This is a genomic window from Bellilinea caldifistulae, assembly GCF_001306055.1.
In the GTDB taxonomy this organism is placed as follows: Bacteria; Chloroflexota; Anaerolineae; order Anaerolineales; family Anaerolineaceae; genus Bellilinea; species Bellilinea caldifistulae.
In genome coordinates, this window is sequence record NZ_LGHJ01000006.1 from 29823 (window position 1) to 50335 (window position 20513).

Annotated in this window: 20 protein-coding genes; 6 read left to right on the forward strand and 14 right to left on the reverse strand. The window is 57.1% G+C overall.

What is annotated here, in order from left to right; translation table 11 throughout:
- Positions 1–53: 53 nt before the first annotated feature.
- The 4 genes from AC812_RS01440 to AC812_RS01455 form a co-directional block, all read right to left on the reverse strand.
- Positions 54–713 (reverse strand): response regulator, encoded by a 660-nt coding sequence (locus AC812_RS01440; RefSeq protein ID WP_061913071.1) that lies wholly within the window; start codon positions 711–713, stop codon positions 54–56.
- Positions 682–2343, reverse strand: a complete 1662-nt coding sequence (locus AC812_RS01445; protein ID WP_169787243.1) for a sensor histidine kinase — start codon at positions 2341–2343, stop codon at positions 682–684. The genes AC812_RS01440 and AC812_RS01445 overlap by 32 nt, the downstream gene beginning before the upstream one ends.
- Positions 2344–2674: 331 nt before the next feature.
- Complete coding sequence (locus AC812_RS01450) at positions 2675–3862, reverse strand: sigma-70 family RNA polymerase sigma factor (protein ID WP_061913073.1); 1188 nt, start codon at positions 3860–3862, stop codon at positions 2675–2677.
- 222 nt (positions 3863–4084) lie between these two features.
- Positions 4085–4564 (reverse strand): YceD family protein, encoded by a 480-nt coding sequence (locus AC812_RS01455; protein ID WP_061913074.1) that lies wholly within the window; start codon positions 4562–4564, stop codon positions 4085–4087.
- A gap of 104 nt (positions 4565–4668) precedes the next feature.
- On the opposite strand from AC812_RS01455, the gene rdgB reads away from it, so the two are divergent.
- Both rdgB and AC812_RS01465 read left to right on the forward strand, forming a co-directional pair.
- Entirely contained in the window at positions 4669–5280 is a 612-nt protein-coding gene (gene rdgB / locus AC812_RS01460) for an RdgB/HAM1 family non-canonical purine NTP pyrophosphatase (RefSeq protein ID WP_061913075.1), read from the forward strand.
- Positions 5281–5556: 276 nt separating this feature from the next.
- Positions 5557–9450, forward strand: a complete 3894-nt coding sequence (locus AC812_RS01465; RefSeq protein WP_061913076.1) for a DNA polymerase III subunit alpha — start codon at positions 5557–5559, stop codon at positions 9448–9450.
- 4 nt (positions 9451–9454) lie between these two features.
- On the opposite strand, the gene AC812_RS01470 is transcribed toward AC812_RS01465, so the two are convergent.
- The 7 genes from AC812_RS01470 to AC812_RS01500 form a co-directional block, all read right to left on the reverse strand.
- A complete protein-coding gene (locus tag AC812_RS01470) occupies positions 9455–10756 on the reverse strand; it encodes a coproporphyrinogen III oxidase family protein (RefSeq protein WP_061913077.1) in 1302 nt (433 codons plus the stop codon).
- 132 nt (positions 10757–10888) lie between these two features.
- Entirely contained in the window at positions 10889–11407 is a 519-nt protein-coding gene (locus AC812_RS01475; protein WP_061913078.1) for an NUDIX hydrolase, read from the reverse strand.
- A 29-nt stretch (positions 11408–11436) separates the two neighbouring features.
- Positions 11437–12156, reverse strand: a complete 720-nt coding sequence (locus AC812_RS01480; protein ID WP_061913079.1) for an O-methyltransferase — start codon at positions 12154–12156, stop codon at positions 11437–11439.
- Positions 12157–12189: 33 nt separating this feature from the next.
- Positions 12190–12600, reverse strand: a complete 411-nt coding sequence (locus AC812_RS01485; RefSeq protein ID WP_061913080.1) for a GNAT family N-acetyltransferase — start codon at positions 12598–12600, stop codon at positions 12190–12192.
- Positions 12575–13603 carry a CPBP family intramembrane glutamic endopeptidase gene (locus tag AC812_RS01490; RefSeq protein ID WP_082148871.1) on the reverse strand — a complete coding sequence of 343 codons (1029 nt, stop codon included), beginning with the start codon at positions 13601–13603 and terminating at the stop codon, positions 12575–12577. The genes AC812_RS01485 and AC812_RS01490 overlap by 26 nt, the downstream gene beginning before the upstream one ends.
- Positions 13604–13646: 43 nt before the next feature.
- A complete protein-coding gene (locus tag AC812_RS01495) occupies positions 13647–13991 on the reverse strand; it encodes a hypothetical protein (protein ID WP_061913081.1) in 345 nt (114 codons plus the stop codon).
- 24 nt (positions 13992–14015) lie between these two features.
- A complete protein-coding gene (locus tag AC812_RS01500; RefSeq protein WP_061913082.1) occupies positions 14016–14492 on the reverse strand; it encodes a flavodoxin family protein in 477 nt (158 codons plus the stop codon).
- A gap of 197 nt (positions 14493–14689) precedes the next feature.
- Here AC812_RS01500 and AC812_RS01505 point away from each other — a divergent pair, with 197 nt between their 5' ends.
- From AC812_RS01505 to AC812_RS01520, 4 genes are all read left to right on the forward strand, one after another.
- On the forward strand, positions 14690–15139 hold the full coding sequence (locus AC812_RS01505; RefSeq protein WP_061913083.1) for a MarR family winged helix-turn-helix transcriptional regulator: 450 nt from the start codon (positions 14690–14692) through the stop codon (positions 15137–15139).
- 94 nt (positions 15140–15233) lie between these two features.
- The gene (locus AC812_RS01510) at positions 15234–15782 is read left to right on the forward strand and encodes a YceI family protein (RefSeq protein ID WP_061913084.1); all 549 of its coding nucleotides are present in this window, start codon (positions 15234–15236) and stop codon (positions 15780–15782) included.
- Positions 15783–16087: 305 nt separating this feature from the next.
- Complete coding sequence (locus AC812_RS01515) at positions 16088–16288, forward strand: DUF2267 domain-containing protein (RefSeq protein WP_061913085.1); 201 nt, start codon at positions 16088–16090, stop codon at positions 16286–16288.
- Between the two features lie 21 nt (positions 16289–16309).
- Complete coding sequence (locus AC812_RS01520; protein ID WP_061913086.1) at positions 16310–16714, forward strand: DUF4332 domain-containing protein; 405 nt, start codon at positions 16310–16312, stop codon at positions 16712–16714.
- Positions 16715–16788: 74 nt separating this feature from the next.
- On the opposite strand, the gene AC812_RS01525 is transcribed toward AC812_RS01520, so the two are convergent.
- From AC812_RS01525 to AC812_RS01535, 3 genes are all read right to left on the reverse strand, one after another.
- Complete coding sequence (locus tag AC812_RS01525; protein ID WP_061913087.1) at positions 16789–17706, reverse strand: alpha/beta hydrolase; 918 nt, start codon at positions 17704–17706, stop codon at positions 16789–16791.
- Between the two features lie 193 nt (positions 17707–17899).
- Positions 17900–19027 (reverse strand): DNA polymerase III subunit beta, encoded by a 1128-nt coding sequence (dnaN, locus tag AC812_RS01530; protein ID WP_061913088.1) that lies wholly within the window; start codon positions 19025–19027, stop codon positions 17900–17902.
- Between the two features lie 119 nt (positions 19028–19146).
- Positions 19147–20481: an ABC transporter permease gene (locus tag AC812_RS01535; protein WP_061913089.1), complete on the reverse strand. Its 1335-nt coding sequence runs from the start codon at positions 20479–20481 to the stop codon at positions 19147–19149.
- Positions 20482–20513: the final 32 nt, after the last annotated feature.

Sequence of the window (20513 nt, forward strand, 5' to 3'; positions counted from 1 at the left end):
AGAGGCGAAAGGCGTAAAGAAACTTTGCTGGTGGTGGGGGAGATTGCTCCCTTTCAACTCTGCGTCGTTTTGGGCAGGGTGATGTAGCCCTTCTGGATGGCGTACAGGGCCGCCTGGGTGCGGCTGTCCAGCTGCAACTTGGCCAGAATGCGGCTGACGTGCGAATGGACGGTGGCTTTGCTGACCACCATCTTCTCGGCAATTTCCTGATTGCTGAGGCCCTGAGCAATGTAGGCGAGCACTTCTTTTTCCCGTTCGGTGAGCGGGTCTGGCTCAGCCGGTAGGCGCGGTTGGGTCATCTCGCTGAGCAATTTGCGCGCCACAGCCGGGTGCAGGGAAGATTCGCCGCGATGAACCTGCCGGATGGCGCGCAGCAGGTCATCCGGATCGGAATCTTTGAGCAGGTAACCGGCTGCGCCGGCTTGCAATGCGGCAAATACCTTATCATCCGTGGAAAAGCTGGTCAGCACCAGCAGACGGGCGTTCCCGTCCATTTCCAATATCCGGCGGATGGCCTCGATGCCGTCCATCTGCGGCATGACCAGATCCATCAGCACCACATCCGGGCGCAAAGCGGCGTACTGGCGCACGGCCTGCTCGCCATCGGAGCATTCGCCCACCACCTGCATCCCTTTTTCGCTTTCCAGCATGGCGCGAATGCCTTTGCGCACCACCGGATGATCATCCACCAGCAGTACCCGAATCGTCTCCATAAGGAACCTCCACCAAAATGACCGTTCCTGCGCCGGGGGCGCTTTCAATGCTCAAACGGGCGTTGATTTGAGCGGCGCGTTCTTGCATGATTTTCAACCCCATGCCGCTGCTCTGACCACTGCCGGGCACAAACCCGGCTCCGTTATCCGCAATTCGCAGGCGGATCAGGCCGGGCTGCTCTTCCAGTCGCACGCTGACCTGTCCGGCGCGGGCGTGTTTTAGGCTGTTGTTGAGGGCTTCCTGAGCGATGCGGTACAGGTTTTCTTCCAGGCGGCGCGGCAGAGGGGTGTTCAAATTGCTCTGCCATTCGACCTGTGTGCCGGCGCGTTCCTCCACCGATTTCAAGCGGTGAAACAACGCACCGCTCAAACCAGCCTGTTCCAGCATCGGGGGGCGCAGTTCAAAGATCAGCAGGCGCAGCTCGGTCAGCGCGCTGCGCAGGGTTATGCCGATTTCATCCAGATGAGACTGGACCGCCTCCAGATTGCCGCTTTTGATCTGCCTTTCGGCGGCGCGGGTGTACAGCGAGGCGGCATAGAGCGCCTGACTGATCGAATCGTGCAGGTCGCGCGCCAGCCGGGCGCGTTCTTCGGCGACGGCGGTTTGCTGAATGCGCCGGTACAGGCGGGCATGCTGGATGGCAATGGCAGCCTGGGCCGCAAACGAGCGGGCAATCTGCAAGTCGGCTGCGCTCAGGTAACGGCGTTTGTGGTACAGTTCCAGCACGCCGATGGCCTGTCCATCCTCACCCGCCAGCGGCAAAGCCAGCAGGGCCAGATCGTCAGCGATGAGCGGGGGGTTGGGTGGCAGGTTGACCAGCAGCGGATCGCGGCGGGTGAGCATTTGAACCGGTTGCCAGTCGTCTTCACCCAGCAGGGGCGGGTTGCCGCTCTGGTGAACCACCGTCAGCCCGGCGGGCGGTTCATGCAGGCGCAGCACACACCCCGAAGCCGAAGTCAACTGCATGGCGCCATGGGTGACCAGCGCCAGCACTTCTTTCAATTCGATTTGCTGTAAAATGGCCGCCCCAATTTCCTGCAGGCGGATGGCCTGAAAGACTTGCTGGGAGGCCAGTTCGTACAGGCGGGCATTATCCAACGCCAGCGCCAGCGAACGCCCCAGCGCTCGAATCAGGCGCAGGCGTTGTTCCGGCAGGTGGATACTGCTCTGTTCCCAGCCAAGCAGCAGGAATCCCAGCGGCTGAGAGCGATTATGGAGGGTTAGCCCCAGATAGGACCGGCCTTCCAGGTGGTCAAGGATGGAAGCGCGCAGAGAATGGCGGGCGGTTTCCTCGTTGACCCAGAGTGGATCGAAGCGGCGGTGAAGAGCCTCTGCCAGCAGGTCAGTTGTGGTATCCGGCGAGGTGGACCAGAAAGCGGCCTTTTCTGGGCGCGAGAAGCGCCCGAGTGCGTACAGCGGGTCGTAGAGGGTGGAATCGCCCTGACGGGCGTAGACCAGCACCTGCTCAGCAGAGGAAAGCTCCAGCAGCAGCCGGCAGGTTTCTTCCACCGCGGGACGCAGGTCAAGGCCTTTCAGGTCGGGTAATTCGCCGGGCGAGGCAGTCTTCATCCATGCAATTGTAACCTGAGTTGCCGGGCGGGGTTGGATTTTAGCGGACGGCTTTCTCAACAACCCGGGCAAAGCCGCCCGCCGGTGTCAGGTGTCTCAGGAAGGCAGGAAAGGCGTATCTTTATGGCGGAGGGAGCTGATCAAATTGCCAGCCTGTTTCCGGTAGCCAACGCACCGGCGGGTTGTCTTTTTGATAGGAATTTACAACCTCAACGCTTGAGGGGTGATTCAATCTCCAAATCCAACGTCGAAAGACATGGAAATTTTGGTTTTCGAAGAATGTGCATAGAATTAACTGTACTTTTGGTTGCTTACAGTTAATTTTATACAAAATTTCTAAAAATAGCGCATTCTACCCGAAATCTCTTTCGGGAAAAACGGCTGATTAATTTCAAAGCAAATACTCTTTCAACTGCCTCGACCGGCGCGGGTGGCGCAGGCGGCGCAGGGCTTTGCCCTCGATCTGGCGAATGCGCTCACGGGTCAGCCCAAACTTTTGTCCCACTTCTTCCAGCGTGTACTGGTGGCCGTTTTCCAACCCGTAGCGCAGGCGCAGGATGCGCGCTTCACGCGGTGGCAGGGTTTCCAGCACGGCCTCGATCTTCTCGCGCAGCATGTTGGTATAGGCCGTCTGAATCGGGGAGGGGGTCACCTGATCCTCGACGAACATGCCCAATTCCGATTCTTCATCATCATCGTTGATCGGGCTTTCGAGGGAGACCGGTAACCACGAAACCCGCATCATCCACTCCACTTTATCGGTGGAAACCCCCAGTTCTTCGGCCAGTTCTTCGTTGTTCGGGGCGCGCCCCAGTTTTTGTTCCATTTCGTGCGTGCGGCGATATAACTGGCGGATGCGGTCCACCATGTGAACCGGCACGCGGATGGTGCGCCCCTGATCGGCGATCGAACGACTGATGGTCTGGCGAATCCACCATGTGGCGTAAGTGGAAAAACGAAAGCCGCGCTTGTACTCAAATTTTTCGACGGCTTTCATCAAGCCGAGGTTGCCCTCTTGAATCAGATCCAGGAACGGAACGCCGCGCCCCATGTAGCGTTTGGCGATGCTGACTACCAGACGGGTGTTGGCTTTAATGAGGTGTTCGCGTGCCTGCAGTCCGTCGTTAATCAGCGCTTCCAGCTGGCGGCGGCGGGTGGTGTTACCGCGGGCGGGCAGTTTTTCCAGTTCGCGCTTTGCCTGGCGTCCCCGCTCGATCCGTTTGGCCAGTTCGACTTCCTCGTCCCCGCTCAAAAGCGGCACGCGCGACATTTCCTTCAGGTAGAGCCCAATGGTATCGTCGCTGGAAAAGGATTCGCCGGAAAGATAGTTGCTGTAGTCGCTTTCCCCCTCCAGGGGGGTATCATCATCGGTTTGCGAAAGTTCGGCATCGGGCTCGTAAAACTCGACCCCCCGGCGGCGCAGTGCGCTGACGATGGTGTAGTAGCGTTCCACGTCCTGACCCACATCTGGATAGACTTCGATTAAATCCTCGGTGGTCAGGTAGCCCTGGATGTCGGCTTTTTCCAGCAACAAACGAATTTTTTCAGTACTCTTTTTACGTCGGCTCGGATTACTCACGATGTCCTCCTGACTTCATAACCCCGCTGATGAAGGTGTCCACGTTGGACACAGTTTTCCCCCTGCGTCGTGAGGAAGTTCACGCGCAGCCTGCCTGCTGTCCGCGGACGGGCTGCCGCCAGCAGCCGTCCGGGCAGTTTTTTCCCAATCTGGTAAACAAAGTTGAGTACGAAAGGTAAACCTCACAAAGTGTTGCAAATCCATCCCTTGCCTGAACGCCGGTTATTCGAGCAAGACCTGTACATGATGTTCGCAAATCGTTTCGTTCAGGTTGACGCCGCATACCGGGCAAAGTCCTTTGCAGTCGGGGCGGCAAATCGGTTTGATGGGCAGTTCCAGCAGAAGATAGTCACGGGTGAGCGGTGCAAGGTTGATGTACCCATCATCAGGAACGACCAGTTCGGTTTCCACATTGCGGCGGAAACGGAACGTGAATAACTCGGTATAATGGGTGTGGAGCGGTTGAGCAAACTCTTCAAGACAGCGCACGCATTCCTGAATCAGAAAACCGGTAAAATCCGCTTCCACCAGCAGCCCTTGCGGGGTACGGCTGATGTGGGCAGTGCCGTTGAACTGGGTGACCTCAAAATCGGCAGATAAAGAAACGATCGGGAAGTCGAATGTAAAATCTCGGTTTGTCCCGATTGGCTGATTGAATAAAAAGCCAATATTAATCCGCAGAGGATAACGTGGATGGGTCACAGGTCAATAATCGCAGGTATAATACCGGGTTGCTTCATTATAACATATCCTACCGGACTAGTCAAGTTATTAAGATTAATTTAATAAAAATCCAAGTAATTACCATGAAACTATTGATTGCAACCAACAACCCCGGCAAGATGCGCGAAATTCAGGCGATATTGAGCGGCCTGCCGCTGGAACTGGTCACTCCGGCGGCGGTGGGACTGGTGCTCGAAGTGGAAGAAAGCGGCGCGTCCTATGCCGAAAATGCGGCCCTCAAGGCGCGCGCCTTTGCCGCAGCCAGCGGCCTGGTCAGTCTGGCGGATGATTCCGGGCTGGAGGTAGAGGCGCTGAACAACGAGCCGGGCATCCGCTCGGCACGCTTTGCCCCGCAACCCGCTGCAACCGATGCCGACCGGCGCGCCTATCTGCTGGAGCGCTTGCGTGGCATTCCTCACCCTCCCGGCGATCCCGGCTGGCGGGCGCATTTCCACTGCACGGTGGCGATTGCCACTCCCGCCGGGCAGGTTAACTTTGCCGAGGGGCGCTGTGATGGCTTCATCATTGGCGAAGAACGCGGCACGAATGGCTTTGGGTATGACCCATTGTTTTTCATGCCGGAGTGGAATGCTACCATGGCCGAATTGAGCGAAGAAACCAAGAATCAAATCAGTCACCGGGCGCGCGCCTTGCGCAACGCTCTGCCCATCCTCCAAAAACTGCTGAGGGAGTGAAATCAACCGGCGGTTCGCAATGACATGTCCTTCTTAAGATCACTCCGAACGTAGTGACACTCACCAGTGCAGGAGGTCTCCCGCCATGCTGCCGCCACGGCTCTGCGGGAGATTGCCACGCCGCCTGACGGCAAGATAAACGTTATCCCCAAACCCCCGTTACATTAACGAATCCAACACCCCGCCAAGTTTTAAGTAAACCTCAGCCGTGCAGCCCAAACGGACATGCTATAATTTTCTCGCACCAGACCCACCCCTGTTCACGAAGGAGCGTGCATGTCTTTCGTCCATCTTCATGTTCATACGCAGTACTCGCTGCTGGACGGCTTCTCGCATATCAAGAAGCTGGTTGAGCGCGTCAAGCAGATGAACATGCCGGCTGTGGCGATCACGGATCACGGCACGATGTACGGGGTGATTGAGTTCTTCAACGCCGCCAAAGCCGCCGGTGTCAAACCGATCATCGGCATGGAAGCCTACCTCGCCCCGCGCGGGATGCGCGACCGCGACCCCAAACTGGATAAATCCCCCACTCACCTGTTGCTGCTGGCCGAAAACGAAACCGGTTACCGCAATCTGCTCAAAATTGCCAGCGCAGCCCAGCTGGAGGGCTTTTACTACGCTCCGCGAATTGACCACGAGTTTTTAGCCGCCCATGCCGAGGGGCTGATTGCCACCTCCGGCTGCATGGCAGCCGAGATACCCCAGTTGATTCTGGAAAAAGGCATTGAAGCCGCCCGCAAACAGGTGGACTGGTATTACGAGGTCTTTGGCAAGGATCGTTTCTTTTTTGAGTTACAGCGCCATCAAATCCCCGAGCTGGAAGACATCAACCGCGCCCTGAAAGAGCTTGCCCCGCGCTACCCGGCGCGATTTGTGGCTACCAACGATGTCCATTACATTGAACCGGAGGACGCCCGCTATCAGGACATTCTGCTGGCCATCCAGACCGGTTCGCTGATCACCGATAAAAACCGCTTCCGCATGACCGATGACACCTACTACCTGCGTACACCTCAGGAAATGGCAGAAATTTTCAAGGAAGTGCCGGAAGCCCTGCACAACACCCTGCTGATTGCCGAACGGGTGAATGTGGATCTTTCCAGCAAGGGCTATCACCTGCCGGTGTTCGAGGTGCCGCCCGGCTGTACAGCAGAAACTTACCTGCGCAGCCTGTGCGAAGAAGGTCTGCAGCGTCGTTATCATCACTCTCCGCTCTATGACAAGGCCCGCGAGCGGCTCGAATATGAACTGAGGGTCATTCATGAGATGGGCTTTGACGCCTACTTCCTGATTGTGTGGGATTTGTGCCGCCATGCCCGCGAAAAGGGTATCTGGTACAATGCGCGCGGGTCGGCAGCCGGTTCGATCGTCGCTTATACTCTGGAAATCACCAATGTCGAACCACTGGCGCACGGTTTGATTTTTGAGCGATTTCTCAACCCCGGGCGCATTTCTATGCCGGATATTGACCTCGACTTTCAGGACGATCAACGCCCGCAGATGCTGGAATACTGCGCCCGCAAGTACGGGGATGACCGCGTGGCGCAAATCATCACCTTTGGCACGCTGGGGGCGCGGGCTGCGGTGCGCGATGTCGGACGGGTAATGGATATTCCCCTCACGGAAGTCGACCGGGTCAGCAAGTTGATTCCCAATGTGCCCGGAAAGCCGGTCACCATCCGCGAGGCATTGGAACAGGTTCCCGAGCTGAAAGCCCTCTACGACAGCACGCCCTACCTGAAAGAACTGATTGACACCGCTGCCCACATGGAGGGCTCTATTCGCAACGCCGGCACCCACGCCGCCGGTGTGATCATCACCGACAAGCCGATCATCGAGTACATCCCGCTGCACCGCCCAACCAGCGGCTCGGAAGAGTCACCCATCAAGACCGTCACCCAGTTTGAAATGTCCGTTGTCGAGTCGCTGGGGCTGCTCAAGGTGGACTTTTTGGGGCTGGCGACCCTGACGATCATGCAGCGTGCCTGTGACCTGATCGAAAAGCGCCACGGGGTCAAGTACACCCTGGAAAACATTCCGATGGACGACCCCTACACCTTCGAGTTTCTCAGCCAGGGACACACCGCGGGTGTCTTTCAACTGGAAGGCACGGGCATGACCCGTTACCTGACCCAGATGAAGCCACGCAATGTGGATAATGTGATCGCCATGGTGGCGCTTTACCGTCCTGGCCCGCTGGAATTCATCCCGCGCTACATTGCCCGCATGCATGGGGAGGAAGAAGTCACCTACCGCCATCCAGCCATGAAGCCGATCTTCGAGGATACCTACGGCATCCCCATTTATCAGGAACAGATCATGCGGGCTGCGGTGGAACTGGCGGGTTACACCCTGTCCGAATCGGATGACCTGCGCAAGGCGATTGCCAAAAAACAGAAAGATAAACTGGAAAAGCACCGCGAAAAGTTTATCAAAGGCGCAACCCAGCGCGGCATCCCGCAGGAAACCGCCGCCCAGATTTTCGAGGATTGGGAAGAGTTTGCGCGTTATGGGTTCAATAAAAGCCATGCCGCCGATTACGGCATCATCGCCGTTCAAACCGCCTTCCTGAAGGCTCACTACCCGGTCGAGTACATGACCGCCCTGCTTTCGGCTTCCAAGAACGATACCGCCAAAGTGGCCTTTTATGTGGCGGACTGCCGCAACATGGGCATTGATGTCCTGCCACCGGACATCAACGCTTCCGGTTACGATTTCACTATTGAAGATCGGCCCGGGCAGAAACCGGCCATCCGCTTTGGGTTGGGGGCGGTCAAGAATGTTGGGCAGGCACCCGTGGATTTGATTCTGGAGGCCCGCCGCGAGGGACCCTTCCGAGACCTGAATGATTTTGCCCGCCGCGCCGATTTACAAAAAGTGGGCAAGCGCGCCCTCGAATGTCTGGTGCGGGTGGGCGCGCTGGATGTCTTTGGCCCGCGCATGGCGTTGCTGGAAGCGCTTGACCAGATCATCTCGGTCAGCGCCAGCCACTTCCGTGCCCTGCACATGGGGCAGATGTCCTTCTTTGGCAGCATTGCCGGTGTGGAAGAAGAGATCATCCTGCCGCAGAGCAGCGCCCTCGACCGCCGCGAACAGCTGGAGTGGGAGCGTGAACTGATCGGCCTGTATGTTTCGGACCACCCGCTCACGCCCTATTTACCCACCCTGCAGCGTAAGGTCATCTGCTTCAGCGCGCAGCTGAGTGAACTGCCCAACAAAGAGCGGGTGGTGGTAGCCGGTATGGTAACCCGTTTCCGCAATCACCAGACCAAGAAGGGCGACTGGATGGGCTTCTTCACGCTGGAGGACATTCAGGGAACGGTGGATGTGACCGCCTTTCCGCGCGTGTGGGAGCAGTGCGCATCGCTGGTCACACCCGACCGGGTGCTGCTGGTAGAAGGCCGGCTGGAAAACGAAAATGGTGAGCCGAAGATTCTGGCCGACCGCGTCAGCGAGGTGTTCATTGAATACGAGGAAAACGGCCAGGAAATTGACCCGTACCTGTGTTACCTGCCGGATGAAGAAAACGGTCTGCCTGCCGCTTCCATGGGCGAGATTCCCCAGGATGCTACACCTCCCCAAGAAACAACCCCCTCGCACGTTTCCGAACCACGCCCATCCTACCCGGTTGGGGAGGCAGACGGGGATATACCGCCACCCCCGCCCGATTTTGAGGACGAGTTTTTGTTCAATTCCCTGCCGGCGGTAAAGGCGAGCAGTAAAGACCAACCGTCTGCCCCGCCTGCTCCGGCTGCGAAGAAGCCAGCCAGCCCTGCAAAACCGGCAGGGGATGGCGTTGCTGCACCGTCCCAGCCGGCCAATACTGAACCGCCTTTGCCGATGAATGGCGGGCTGCGCTATCTGGTGCCACCGCTCCCGCCGGAGGGCATTCCCTCCGAAGAAAGCGGCGAAATCCGCATGGTCAAGGTCATCTTACGTTCCAGCGGCGATCGTGAGCGGGATGTGCAACGCTTGAAGCGGGTTTATGGGATTTTACGGGCTGCCCCGGGGCGCGACCGCTTCGCCTTTTATGTGTTCGAGGGCAGAAACCGCGTTCTGCTGGAATTTCCCAACGATACCACCGGTATCACCCCTCACCTGCTCAAAGAATTGACCGAGACGGTTGGCGAGGGGAACGTGATGGTAGAAACCATCCCGATTCAGTAGGATTTCAGGCTTTGGCGTCGGAGAGGCGTGTTTCGGCTGAAACCTGCGGCTCGCTGGCAAGTACAACCCGGCGTGCCTGATCGCGCACGCGATTGATGCTGGAGAAAAATTCGCGCATGAGGGTCACCAGCAGGTAGCGCCCGCGCGGGGTGAGGGTGATTTCATCGGCGTTATTGGTTTGAAAAGCGCCCACTTTTTCAAAGGCGATCATTTCGACCGGCAGGCAGCGCTCCACCGGCGCGCCAAAGTCAGCCTGCCACTGTTTTTTATCCAGCCGCAGGCCAAACAGTTCCATCATGAAGCGGTAGCGCATCTGATCCAGCCGGCTGAAACGGCGTTTTCCGGCAATCGGCGCAGTACCGCTGGAAACCCACTGCTGGTAAAAATTGAGCGAAAAGGTGTTGACATACAGCGAGCCGTTCAGGTAACTGAACGACCCCGACCCGACCCCCACATACTCCTCGCTTTTGACAATGTATTCATCAATCAGATTGCGTCCCTTGCGCGAGAACGTCCACGCGGTGGACAGGTCAAAATGGGGGGAAAGCCGGTTGACAATCAACTCGTAGAGGGCCGCTTCGCGGTCAAAGGTGACGTCACCAATGGTCTTTTTCAATTGTTGACGGACGGAGGGGGAGGTCATCAGCGGGTAGTAGGTGAGTTGATTGGCTTTCGATTCGAGCGCCATCTGAATGTCCCGCTCGATGACGGCCTCGTCCTGACCGGGAAAGTTGAAGATCAGGTCAATGTTGAGCGAATCAAACGCCCCGGCTACCTGCTGAATGCGGCGTAAAATCTGTTCGCCGCTGCCAAAACGCTCCAGCCGGTTGACCTTGCGCAGCAGGTTGTCATCGAAAGATTGCACTCCCACCGAAAGGCGCTGCACACGGCTGCTGAGCGCCTGTACCAGTTCATCGTCCAGATCATTGGGATTGGTCTCGCAGGAAACTTCGCGGATGCCGAACAAATCGCGCGCCATGTCAATGATCTGAATCAGTTCATCCATCAGGATGGTGGGCGTACCGCCGCCGATGTACAGGGTGTCAAAGGTATAACCGCGTTTGGCAGTCAGGCGCAGTTCTTCGCGCAAGGCGCTGAAGTACTGACGGGCTTTGCGTTCGTTGAACGGAAAACGGTTGAAGGAACAGTACGGGCAAAGAATTTCGCAGAATGGCACATGCGCGTAGAGCATGTAGGACTTGCCCGGTTGGGGTTGCGGCAGACGGGTGATGTGCGCCGGTTTGAGGTTCAGGAGCACCTGGGAGGCGAGTCGGAATGTGGTGGAAAACAGGCTGTGTGGTATCATGGCGGCCTTTGTTTTGCAAAGATTTTTCTATTATAGCCCATTGAGATTATGATGGAAACACCCCCGAAGGGGAATGTATCATCTATCCTTTTCTTGGATGTAACTTGTCATACAAATTTGGACAGGCTTTCTTCAGCCGGTGATCAGGTGCTGACGGAGGAATTCCAGCACGCGCGTTTCGCGCGCTGTCCATTTAGGGATGTTCGAAAATCGGTTGTTCAAGACCGCCCGGTTGGCGCGCAGGGCATCCTCAATATCCACCCAAACCGGCTGAAAGCCCAGCCGCTGTTCGTAGTCATCCAGGTCCAGCGGTTTATACTGATCGGAAATCCGGCACAGGTAGTAATACGAGGTCATGCAGAAAAGTTGATAACCGTTTTCGTAGGGCAAATCGTATTCGATGACCCGGCCGAGAAAGGTGTCAATGTCGGTGATGGTTGCTCCGCATTCCTCCTCAACTTCGCGTCGGAGGGTTTCAGTCAGGGATTCGCCGTCCTTGCGCCCACCGCCGGGGAACTTGTAATCGGTGTTGACCCTCGAATAAATCATCAACAAACGACGCCCGTCCCGAATCACCCCGCGCACGGCTTCGCGTAGAATGGCATGTCCCTTGCGGGGAGCATCGGGGTGGCGGAGAATTTCAAACAACATTGGCGGGAGGGGCGCGCCGGACGGGGGTGTCACTGTTCGACCAGAATCAGGGCGAAACCGTCGTAACCCTTGCTGCCTACGGTTTGCAAGGCGGCGGTGCTCACACGCGGTTCACCGGCGACCCGTTCCAGAAAGCGGCGCATTCCCTCCACGTTGGCATCTCCGCTGTGCGACTCGATGATCCGCCCTTTGCGGATGATGTTATCGGCCACAATCAGCGTGCCGGGGCGGGAGAGTTTGAGCGACCACTCGAAATAAGCCGGGTAGTTGGGTTTATCGGCGTCAATGAAAATGAGGTCAAAGGGTGGCTGGTTTTCCTCTGCCAGGCGGGCGAGCGAATCGAGCGCCTTGCCGAGGTGAATTTCCACCCGTTCGGAAACGCCCGCTCCGGCCAGGTTCTCGCGGGCGACGGCAGCGTGTTTGGGGTCAAGTTCGAGGGTGATCAGCACGCCGTCCGGCGGCAGCGCCCGCGCCAGCCAGATGGTGCTGTATCCGCCGAGGGTACCGATTTCGAGGATGCGCCGGGCGCCAATGGATTTTGCCAGCAGATGGAGCAGTTTGCCCTGTAACGGGGAAACCTGAATGGCGGGCAAACCGGCCGTTTGACTGACGCGCAATGCCTGATCGAGAGCCGGGTCGGCGGGGAGCAGCAGGCTGGTCAGGTACGCGTCTACGGCCGTCCATTGGTCGGCCGGGGTTGCCGGGGGGCTGGAAGGGGAAGAAAAAAGGGACTTGATTCGACGCAACATGGCACCATCCTTTGGGGCATAAAACCGATAAGGTTATGATTTATCCAGTATTCTAACATACACCAGTTCCGGGTCGCCCTCGTCGAGGTAGTGAATAACACCCGCCAACCGGTAGCCGCGCCCGGCCAGCAGGGATTGCATGGGCAGGTTGGAGAGGTTGGTGGAGGTGAACAATTTGGGTGTGGTGCAGTTCTGTTCCAGAAAGGCCATCAACGCATTGGCCACCCCTTTGCGCCGGTAGGCAGGCAGCACGAAAAGAAGCGATACAAATCCCTGCCGGTAGAAGGAATAATCGAAAATGGCAAAACCGGCCATTTCACCTTCCCAAAGACCCACAAAACAGTCACGGTTCGCTACGGCTTCCTGCAGAGTCTGACCGTGTGCCGGGAAACATCGGCACAGGTCGGCCAAGTCGCTTTCAAAGGCGGGCCGGAGGGTGATCATCGGTAACTTTTCGTGAAGGTGGGGAATAAACCGCCAGCTCGTCCTTGAATTCTACCTTGCCCCGCGTGGCTTTGACCCAAAGCAGAATTAGCCCCGCCCCCGCCAGCATCGCCAACAGGCCGATCAGGCCGGCCTCCGGGCCGAAACTGCCACCCGTCCACAGGTCAGGGCCGGCCTGATCAACAACCAGAAAACTGACCGCGCTACCCACGCCGCTCACCGGCAGGTCAAATACCACCCCTTGAAAGAAATTCCAGGTGATGTGCAAACCGATCGAAAGCGCCAGTTCACCAGTCAGGACAAGGGGCAAACCCAGCAGAAAACCGGCCAGGATCAGATTAAGGGTGCTGACCAGCGAGGCATGCGGGTTGCCGAGGTGCAGCAAGCCGAAAATGGAAGAGGAAAGGATGTAAGCCAGCCACAGCGCCGTGCGTGCTCCCCCCTTCGGCAGGTGAAAACCCTCCGCCAGATTGCGCAGCCAGTAGCCGCGCGAGAGACACTCTTCCTGAATGCCCACAGAGACATAGTGAAAAATGTAGAAAACCACGCCCGCGGTGAAGGACGGAAAACTCGACTGGCGGTAACCGGTGACCCTCACCCAGCCGAGCGAGTATTCTGCAAGGAAGATGCCCGCCATCAGCAACGCGCCGAGAAGCAGACCGAAGCCGAGGTCGGCCCACCACTGCCGGTTGAGGTGGAAGCCGTAGGCCCGGAAGGGCCGCCGGTCGAGCAAGCGCGCCGCCACCCACAGGCTGAACAATAATAGTAGCCAGTTTAGGGTGGAATCGGCGCTCAACCAGGCGGCTTGAACGGCACTGCCGAGAACGGGCGACAGTTGAAAGAACCATTTTTGCAGCGGGCTAACCACTAAACTGGCCAGCAACATCAGGCCGGCGAACAACCCCAGTTGCAGAATCAGCCGCCAACCGGTGCGCAGGCGGCGCTGGGTTTCGTTCCAGAAAGGCCACTTTAAGTGTGAAATAAAACCGGTTTGGGAACTCATTTAAATCTCCCAAAAGCAAGTTGAAGAGGGATGCCGGCCGATGTTATTTTTGGGGAGCGGTTGGCGGGCCGGCTGGTTTTTGGAGCGCGCGCCAGCACAGGAACAGGACCGGTAGAGCCACCAGCAGGTAGGCTGCACTGGTAAAACGGCTCAACCTGACAATTACCCATTCATCGCTGGCGGCTGACCATTCCGGCAGAGCGCCCGGATTGCCGCCGATTTGCAGGATGACCTGCGGGCTGACGTAATCGTGGTAAATGTCCGTCAGCGCAAGGAACTCCAGCAGGTTCAAAACCAGCAGGAACACCCCGGCCAGCAGGGTGACCAGAAGAAGGATTTGCAGTCTTTTGATACAGCCTCCGCTAAGGGTGAGAGAGGGAAGGATCAATTCGTGTGCACCCGTAAGTTTATTTTAACCGGAAATCAGGCTTCTGGCCCATGCTGCGGCGCGTTCCAGTTCGCCCTCTTTCAGCGGGCCTTCCGTGCCGTTGACGAAGAAGCCTTCCGGCGGGGCAATCAGCCTGGCGCCGCTTCGTTCCAATTTTTTGGCGATGGCCGGGGCAGCGTAACCGCCTTTGTTGACAATGAAACGCAGCAGTCCGGATTGGATGGTTTCTACCGGAATGCGGGTGTCGAAAGCAGCCACCTTTTTCCCGTCCAGTGAACCGCGGCCGAAAAGATCGAGAAATCTGGCCGTGTCTTCCGAGGGGCGAAAACCGCGGGTGGGCGATCCGACGATCAACAACTCGGCTGCGGTGGTCATTTCGGCGGTTGCATCCCCTGCTCGGACGGTTTCAACCTTATGAGTCTTGTCGAGTGCCTCTCCAATTTGCCGGGCAATCTGTTCGGTATTGCCGAAAAACGAGTCGTAAACAATCAAGATTTGCATGAGTATTCTCCCTGAGTATCAACTGCCCATATTACATACGCAGAAAGCTTGATGAAGTTGCAAGAATTCTTGATCCGTAAAAAGATGCTGATAGGAATGAAAGGGAATTATCGCCTTTTTTAGAAAAACCCCTTGACAGACGGTCTTAAAGCGGATATATTAAGTCTAAATTATTCAACATCAAACGATTGGAAGCCATGCCAACTCATTACCAGGGTGACCCGCAAATCGCCAGCGCACTGGATGTGTGGGTCAAACTGACCCGCGCAGTAGATTCGATTGCCAGCCGGCTGAGCGCACGCGGTACTACCGGCAGCCTTACCATTACCCAGTTTGGTGTGCTTGAAGTCCTTTATCACCTGGGGCCGATGCCGCAATGCGAACTGGCTGGCAAACTGCTCAAAAGCAGCGGTAACATCACCCTTGTGGTGGATAATCTGGAAAAGCGCGGGCTGGTGCGGCGTGTTGCGGATGAACACGACCGGCGCATCAGCCGGGTGGAACTGACCCCCGCCGGCCTTGCGTTGATCGAGGAGATCTTCCCCAAACACGCTCAGGCGGTTGCCGAGGAGTTTTCGGTGCTGACGCCGCAGGAACAACATCAACTGGGCGACCTGCTGCGCAAACTGGGCAAACGGGGAGGTTGACAACTCTTTTTTTTTGTCAAAATACTTCAATATTGAAATACATTCATTGAAGTATTATCAAATCAAACAATTTTTTACATAAGGAGGTTTGGAGATGTCCTGGAAAATTGATTCTGCTCATTCTGAAATTAACTTTTCGGTGCGGCATTTGATGGTCTCGAATGTGCGCGGGCGGTTCGAGCGCTTCAGCGGCGTGGTGAATTTTGACGAGGAAAATCCGCAAAATTCATCGGTTGAAGTGCAAATCGAGGCCGCCAGCATCAACACCCGCGAGCCGCAGCGCGATGCTCACCTGCGTTCCCCCGACTTCTTGAACGCCGATCAATTCCCTTACCTGATGTTCAAGAGCAAGCGCATCGAGGTGCTGGATGACTCGCACGGTCGCATCATCGGCGATCTGACCATCCGGGATGTGACCCGCGAGGTGGTGCTGGATGTGGTTTATAACGGCAAAGTCAAGAGCCCGTTTGGCTTCACCACAGCCGGTTTTAGCGCCAGCACTAAAATCAACCGCAAGGACTGGGGGCTGGTCTGGAACGTAGCGCTGGAAACCGGCGGCGTGCTGGTCGGCGAGGAAATCAACATTCAAATTGAGGTAGAACTGATCCACGAGCAAGAAACCGAGCAGGCCGCTGCGGGGTAGTTAAGCGGAAAACACGAATATGACAGTTCAGCAGACCGGCGCAGGAATGACGCCGGTCTGCTTTTGTTGTGTGACCTCAGGTCGGGATAAGGAATTTCAACGATTTTGAGGAGCCGTTGCTGGCCGTGCGGCAATCTCCCCCAGAGCCGTTGGGGAGGCGGGTGAATGAGATGTGACATTTCGTCCCGGCACAAATGATCATTCTGCCGAAGAATGTATCTTGAAGTGACATTCGTTTAAGTTATTGTTAATTTTGATATTAGGTAGTAAAATGAATTTAGAATAATAAAAGAAGGGACAATCGAATGGACGAACTAGTGAAATTGGTGGTGCAAAAGACCGGTATTCCCGAACCCGCAGCCAGACAGGCGGTTGAAGTGGTGTTGGGTTTCTTAAAGGAGAAACTGCCCGCACCGATTGCCGATCAGATTGACGCGGTCGTTTCCGGTTCAGGTAAGCTGGATGATGTGACCAAAGGCCTGAAGAATTTTCTGAAAAACTCATAAAATCGTACAAGGGAGGCTGTGATGACTGCACTGGCAAAAATCGAAGGGATTGGTGAAAAATACGCCGCAAAATTGCAGGAGGCCGGCGTGACGACACTGGAAGGTCTGCTGGAAAAGGGCAAAACGCCGCAAGGCCGCAAAGCGCTGGCCGAGGCGACCGGCATCAGCGAAAAATTAATCCTGGAATGGGTCAATCTGGCGGATTTGTTCCGCATTAAGGGGATTGGCGAGGAGTATTCCGATCTGTTGGAAGAAGCCGGCGTTGATACGGTGGTTGAACTGGCTCAGCGCAACCCCGAGAATTTGCTGGCAAAGATGACCGAGATCAATGAGCAGAAAAAACTGGTGCGCCGCCTGCCGGTGCTTTCACAGGTGCAGGACTGGGTGGAGCAAGCCAAGAAACTGCCGCGCGTGGTCGAGTACTGAACCGCGTTTCTTACATACGGATTAAATCCCCGCATCACCGCCGGCCGCTGACCGGTGGCAGGAGTTTGTTTACCTCACAAAGGGGGAAGAACGCCAGTCTCCCTCAAAAATGAATCCACCGTCTCCTCGTAGGCAGAGCGGTTGTTCCAGTAACTTTCGGCATGACCGGCGTTGGGGGCAAGGTAGAGGCGGCGCCAGCCGTGCCGTTTGGCATCGTACAGCCATTGGCTGTGTTGCGGGGGAATGTAGTCATCCTGCTGACCGTGGATGAACAGCACCGGCATGTTCAGCCGGGGTACCTCCCGCAGTGGCGATACCTGACCGAACCAGAAACCGGCCTGCAGGCGGGCGATCAGGCTGGCGAGCGGTAGAAAGGGGAATGCCGGCAGGCCCACATCCCGCCGCAGGCGCAGGCGGAGCAGGGCATTCAGGTCGGCAAATGAACAATCGGCGATGACAAAAGCCGGACGCGAGTCCACGGCCGCGTGTTGCAGGCAGACCGCCGCGCCGAGCGACTCGCCCATCGTTCCCACCCGTCCGCCGGGCGGTAATTGCGCCAGCGCCCAATCCAGAACGGCGCGCAGGTCATGCCGTTCGTAAAAACCAAAGGTACAGTTGCTGCCGCCGCTCAAACCATGGTAGCGCTGGTCGTAGATCAGTACGTTGAACCCCCGCCGGCGGAACATGGGGACATACTTGATGCACCCCAACCGCGTGTAGGTGATGCCATGAACCAGCACCACGGTTCGTTCTGCTCCGCGCAGCGGCAGGTAGGTGGCGCTCAACCGGTAGCCGAACGGGGAGGGGATGGTGACTTCCTGCTTTTCCCACGACCAGTATTCGGCCTCGTTCAGTTTGCCGTTCTCGACTTCAATTTGATAGGTTTTCAGGTAAGGGAAGCAGCGCGGGCGGATGGCGCGCTGGGTCAGCACTGCCGCAACCGCCAGCAGGAAGAGGATCAGAATCACCAGCAGCAGGAGAACAAGCGGCATGGCTTGATTTTATCACGGGGTCAGGAGGTACAGAGGAGAAAGAAAACAGCCACGCCGCCTGACGGCGGCTCGCAATGAAATGCCCTTTTTAACGTCACTCCGAACGTATTGACACTTTGCAGTGCAGGGGAGTCTCCCACCCCGCCTCCCCAATGGCTCTGGGGGAGATTGCCACGCTCGTATTCGTTTCTGGCTAACCCAGGTGCATCGGCATGATCACATGCACAAAATCATCATCGCCAATGGGCTTGATGGTGGCGGGGGTGTTGTTCTGATTGGTTTCCAGCGCAACCGACGGGGTCTTGATCACATCCAGCACTTCCCGCAGAAACTTGACATTGAAGGCAATCAACAGCGGGCTGCCCTCGATGTTGGCGTCCACCTGAATCTGGCTGGCGCCGGTTTCTTCGGACTGAGCGGAAACTTCCACCACCCCCGGCGAATCACTGCCCGGCAGAATGTTCAGGCGCACCACATTGTTGCCCTCACGGGCAATGATTTCGGCCTGTTTGCAGGCTTTGAGGAACGCCGGCGTGGAAAGCACGGTGTGGGTCTTGTAAGAACGCGGAATGATGGCGCGGTAATCCGGGAAGTTGCCGTCAATCAATTGAGAAACCAGTTCGGCATCTTTGACGTGGAAGATGACCTGTCCGCGTCCCGGCGGCACGTTCATGGTGAGCATCTGTTCGCCATCGGTGGCGATGCGCGCCAGTTCGGTCAGGGCGCGCGCCGGGATGATCACCGAAATTTCCTGCCGCACCGGGTTGCTGAGCAGTCCCTTGCGCACCGAAATGCGGAAGCCGTCCGTGGCTGCCATGGTGATTTGATCTTCTTTGATGTTGAGCAACACGCCTTGAAGAACCGGGCGGGCTTCGTCGGTGGACGCCGCAAATACCACCTGTTGAATCATTTCCTTAAAATCGTTGACATTCAGGCTGACCCCTTCGGACAGGTCCGGCACGGGAATGGGCGGAAATTCCTGTGCATCAATCCCTTTGATATCGGTGTTGCTGCTGCCACTGCGCACGTTGAGCGTCTGCGTGCGCGGGTCAAGGGTCAGGTCAATCCGCTCGCCGGTGAGGGTGTTGACCAGATCCTGAAACGTGCGGGCGGGTACGGTGATCGCACCGGCATCTTCGATGGTGGCCGGTATCCAGCAGGTGATTCCCAGTTCCAGATTGGTAGCCGAAAGCCGCAGCCGGCCATCGTCGCTGGCAATCAGTATGTTAGCCAGCACTGGCAGGGTACTGCGCGGGGAAACTGCCTTGGAAACAATGGCCAAACCGTGTGCCAGATGCTGCTGCTGGACGGATGCTTTCATGGGACGCCCTCCTGAGGATTAGGATAGTGAAATTATATCAGAATCCCGCTCAGTTCGTTAATCACAACGGCAGGCCAGATCCAGAGATTTTTTATTAAAAGAGGGCGCGCCAAACCGCCTCACTCGTACTTTAAGGCATTGACCGGCACGAGCGTGGCGGCTTGCAGAGAGGGGTACAATCCCGAAAGCAAGCCGACCAGAGTGGAAAACACCAGCGCAAAGACCGGCAGCCAGACCGGTGTTGCGGCAGCAATTCCCGGCCCAAGCCCGCCATAAGGGTTGGACTGCCCGGCCAGGAAGGTGGTTGCCAGAAAATTGATGGCATAACTGCCGCCCCATCCCAGAATCACCCCGCCAATTCCGCCGATCAGGCCAATGCCGGCTGCTTCGCCCAAAAAGATGCTCAGTACATCGCGGTTGGTTGCGCCGATGGCCTTCATCAAGCCGATCTCACGGGTGCGTTCCAGAATCGCCATGGTCATCGTGTTGGCAATGCCGATGGCTGCCACCAGCAAGGAGATGGCGCCGATCCCGCCGAAGACCAGCTGCAGGACAACAAAGAAGCTGTTGATGCCTTCCACGAACGATTGGGGCGTGGATGCCTGATAACCGAGGGCGTTGATCTGGTCGGCGATGTCTACCACCTGCGAGGGATCTTCCGCTCGTACCAGCAACTGGTTATAGCCCTCTTTGTTGAAATTAACCCTTTTGCCGCGCACCCATTCTTCCCACTTCATCAACTCATCAAAGCGCACGAACATGGCATTGTCCTGCTCAGCCCGGGCTTCTTCCAGCACCCCGGCAATCCGCAAGGTGACGGTGCGGGTAATGGCCTGTCCGTCTTCCGTCCATTTGGTAATTTCCAGTTTTACCTGCTGACCAACGATGTCCTGTGGGGTGGGCGGCGGAGGCGGTTCCTGACCGGGACGCAGACGCGGGTCGTAAAAGTTCTTCAACACCCACGAACCGACCACCGCCGTGCCGCGTTCCAATTGGGTGGTGCCGACCTGGGCTTTGTACTCATAGGCTGAAAGATCGTCCACATCTACCCCTTGAATCCACGGCCAGGTTTCCATCTTCCCGTATTTCAGCAGAGCCCCGCCGCTCAAATTTTGCCGGATGCTGACCAGCGCCACACCCGGCATGGCGCGAATTTCTTCCACCGTCTTGGGGGTGAGGATTTTGACTCCGGGCGGCATACCCGTGACCGGGTCAACCGCCACCGGCCCCGGCCCGACATTGACCTCGCTCCAGCCGGGGTAAACATCAATCCGTTTCAGATCGCTGATGCCCCACAACTGACTGGTGGCGCTGCGCTGTAAACCGATGGCCAGCGAAACCAGCAGGATGACCGAGGCAGTGCCGATCACCACCCCGATGGCGGTCAGAGCAACCCGGCCCTTGCGCCGGCCCAGATTATCGAAAATTAACCTGACCAGATCCAGAAAACGCATGCTCACACCTCCAATTCATTCAAACCGCTAAA

Coding starts and splice junctions, on each gene's coding strand:
- AC812_RS01500 (WP_061913082.1), bottom strand. CDS start 14,492: ATGCAAATCTTGATTGTTTACGACTCGTTTTTCGGCAATACCGAACAG.
- AC812_RS01470 (WP_061913077.1), bottom strand. CDS start 10,756: ATGATACCACACAGCCTGTTTTCCACCACATTCCGACTCGCCTCCCAG.
- AC812_RS01465 (WP_061913076.1), top strand. CDS start 5,557: ATGTCTTTCGTCCATCTTCATGTTCATACGCAGTACTCGCTGCTGGAC.
- AC812_RS01515 (WP_061913085.1), top strand. CDS start 16,088: ATGGACGAACTAGTGAAATTGGTGGTGCAAAAGACCGGTATTCCCGAA.
- rdgB (WP_061913075.1), top strand. CDS start 4,669: ATGAAACTATTGATTGCAACCAACAACCCCGGCAAGATGCGCGAAATT.
- AC812_RS01475 (WP_061913078.1), bottom strand. CDS start 11,407: ATGTTGTTTGAAATTCTCCGCCACCCCGATGCTCCCCGCAAGGGACAT.
- AC812_RS01440 (WP_061913071.1), bottom strand. CDS start 713: ATGGAGACGATTCGGGTACTGCTGGTGGATGATCATCCGGTGGTGCGC.
- AC812_RS01535 (WP_061913089.1), bottom strand. CDS start 20,481: ATGCGTTTTCTGGATCTGGTCAGGTTAATTTTCGATAATCTGGGCCGG.
- AC812_RS01490 (WP_082148871.1), bottom strand. CDS start 13,603: ATGAGTTCCCAAACCGGTTTTATTTCACACTTAAAGTGGCCTTTCTGG.
- AC812_RS01480 (WP_061913079.1), bottom strand. CDS start 12,156: ATGTTGCGTCGAATCAAGTCCCTTTTTTCTTCCCCTTCCAGCCCCCCG.
- AC812_RS01505 (WP_061913083.1), top strand. CDS start 14,690: ATGCCAACTCATTACCAGGGTGACCCGCAAATCGCCAGCGCACTGGAT.
- AC812_RS01520 (WP_061913086.1), top strand. CDS start 16,310: ATGACTGCACTGGCAAAAATCGAAGGGATTGGTGAAAAATACGCCGCA.
- dnaN (WP_061913088.1), bottom strand. CDS start 19,027: ATGAAAGCATCCGTCCAGCAGCAGCATCTGGCACACGGTTTGGCCATT.
- AC812_RS01510 (WP_061913084.1), top strand. CDS start 15,234: ATGTCCTGGAAAATTGATTCTGCTCATTCTGAAATTAACTTTTCGGTG.
- AC812_RS01525 (WP_061913087.1), bottom strand. CDS start 17,706: ATGCCGCTTGTTCTCCTGCTGCTGGTGATTCTGATCCTCTTCCTGCTG.
- AC812_RS01485 (WP_061913080.1), bottom strand. CDS start 12,600: ATGATCACCCTCCGGCCCGCCTTTGAAAGCGACTTGGCCGACCTGTGC.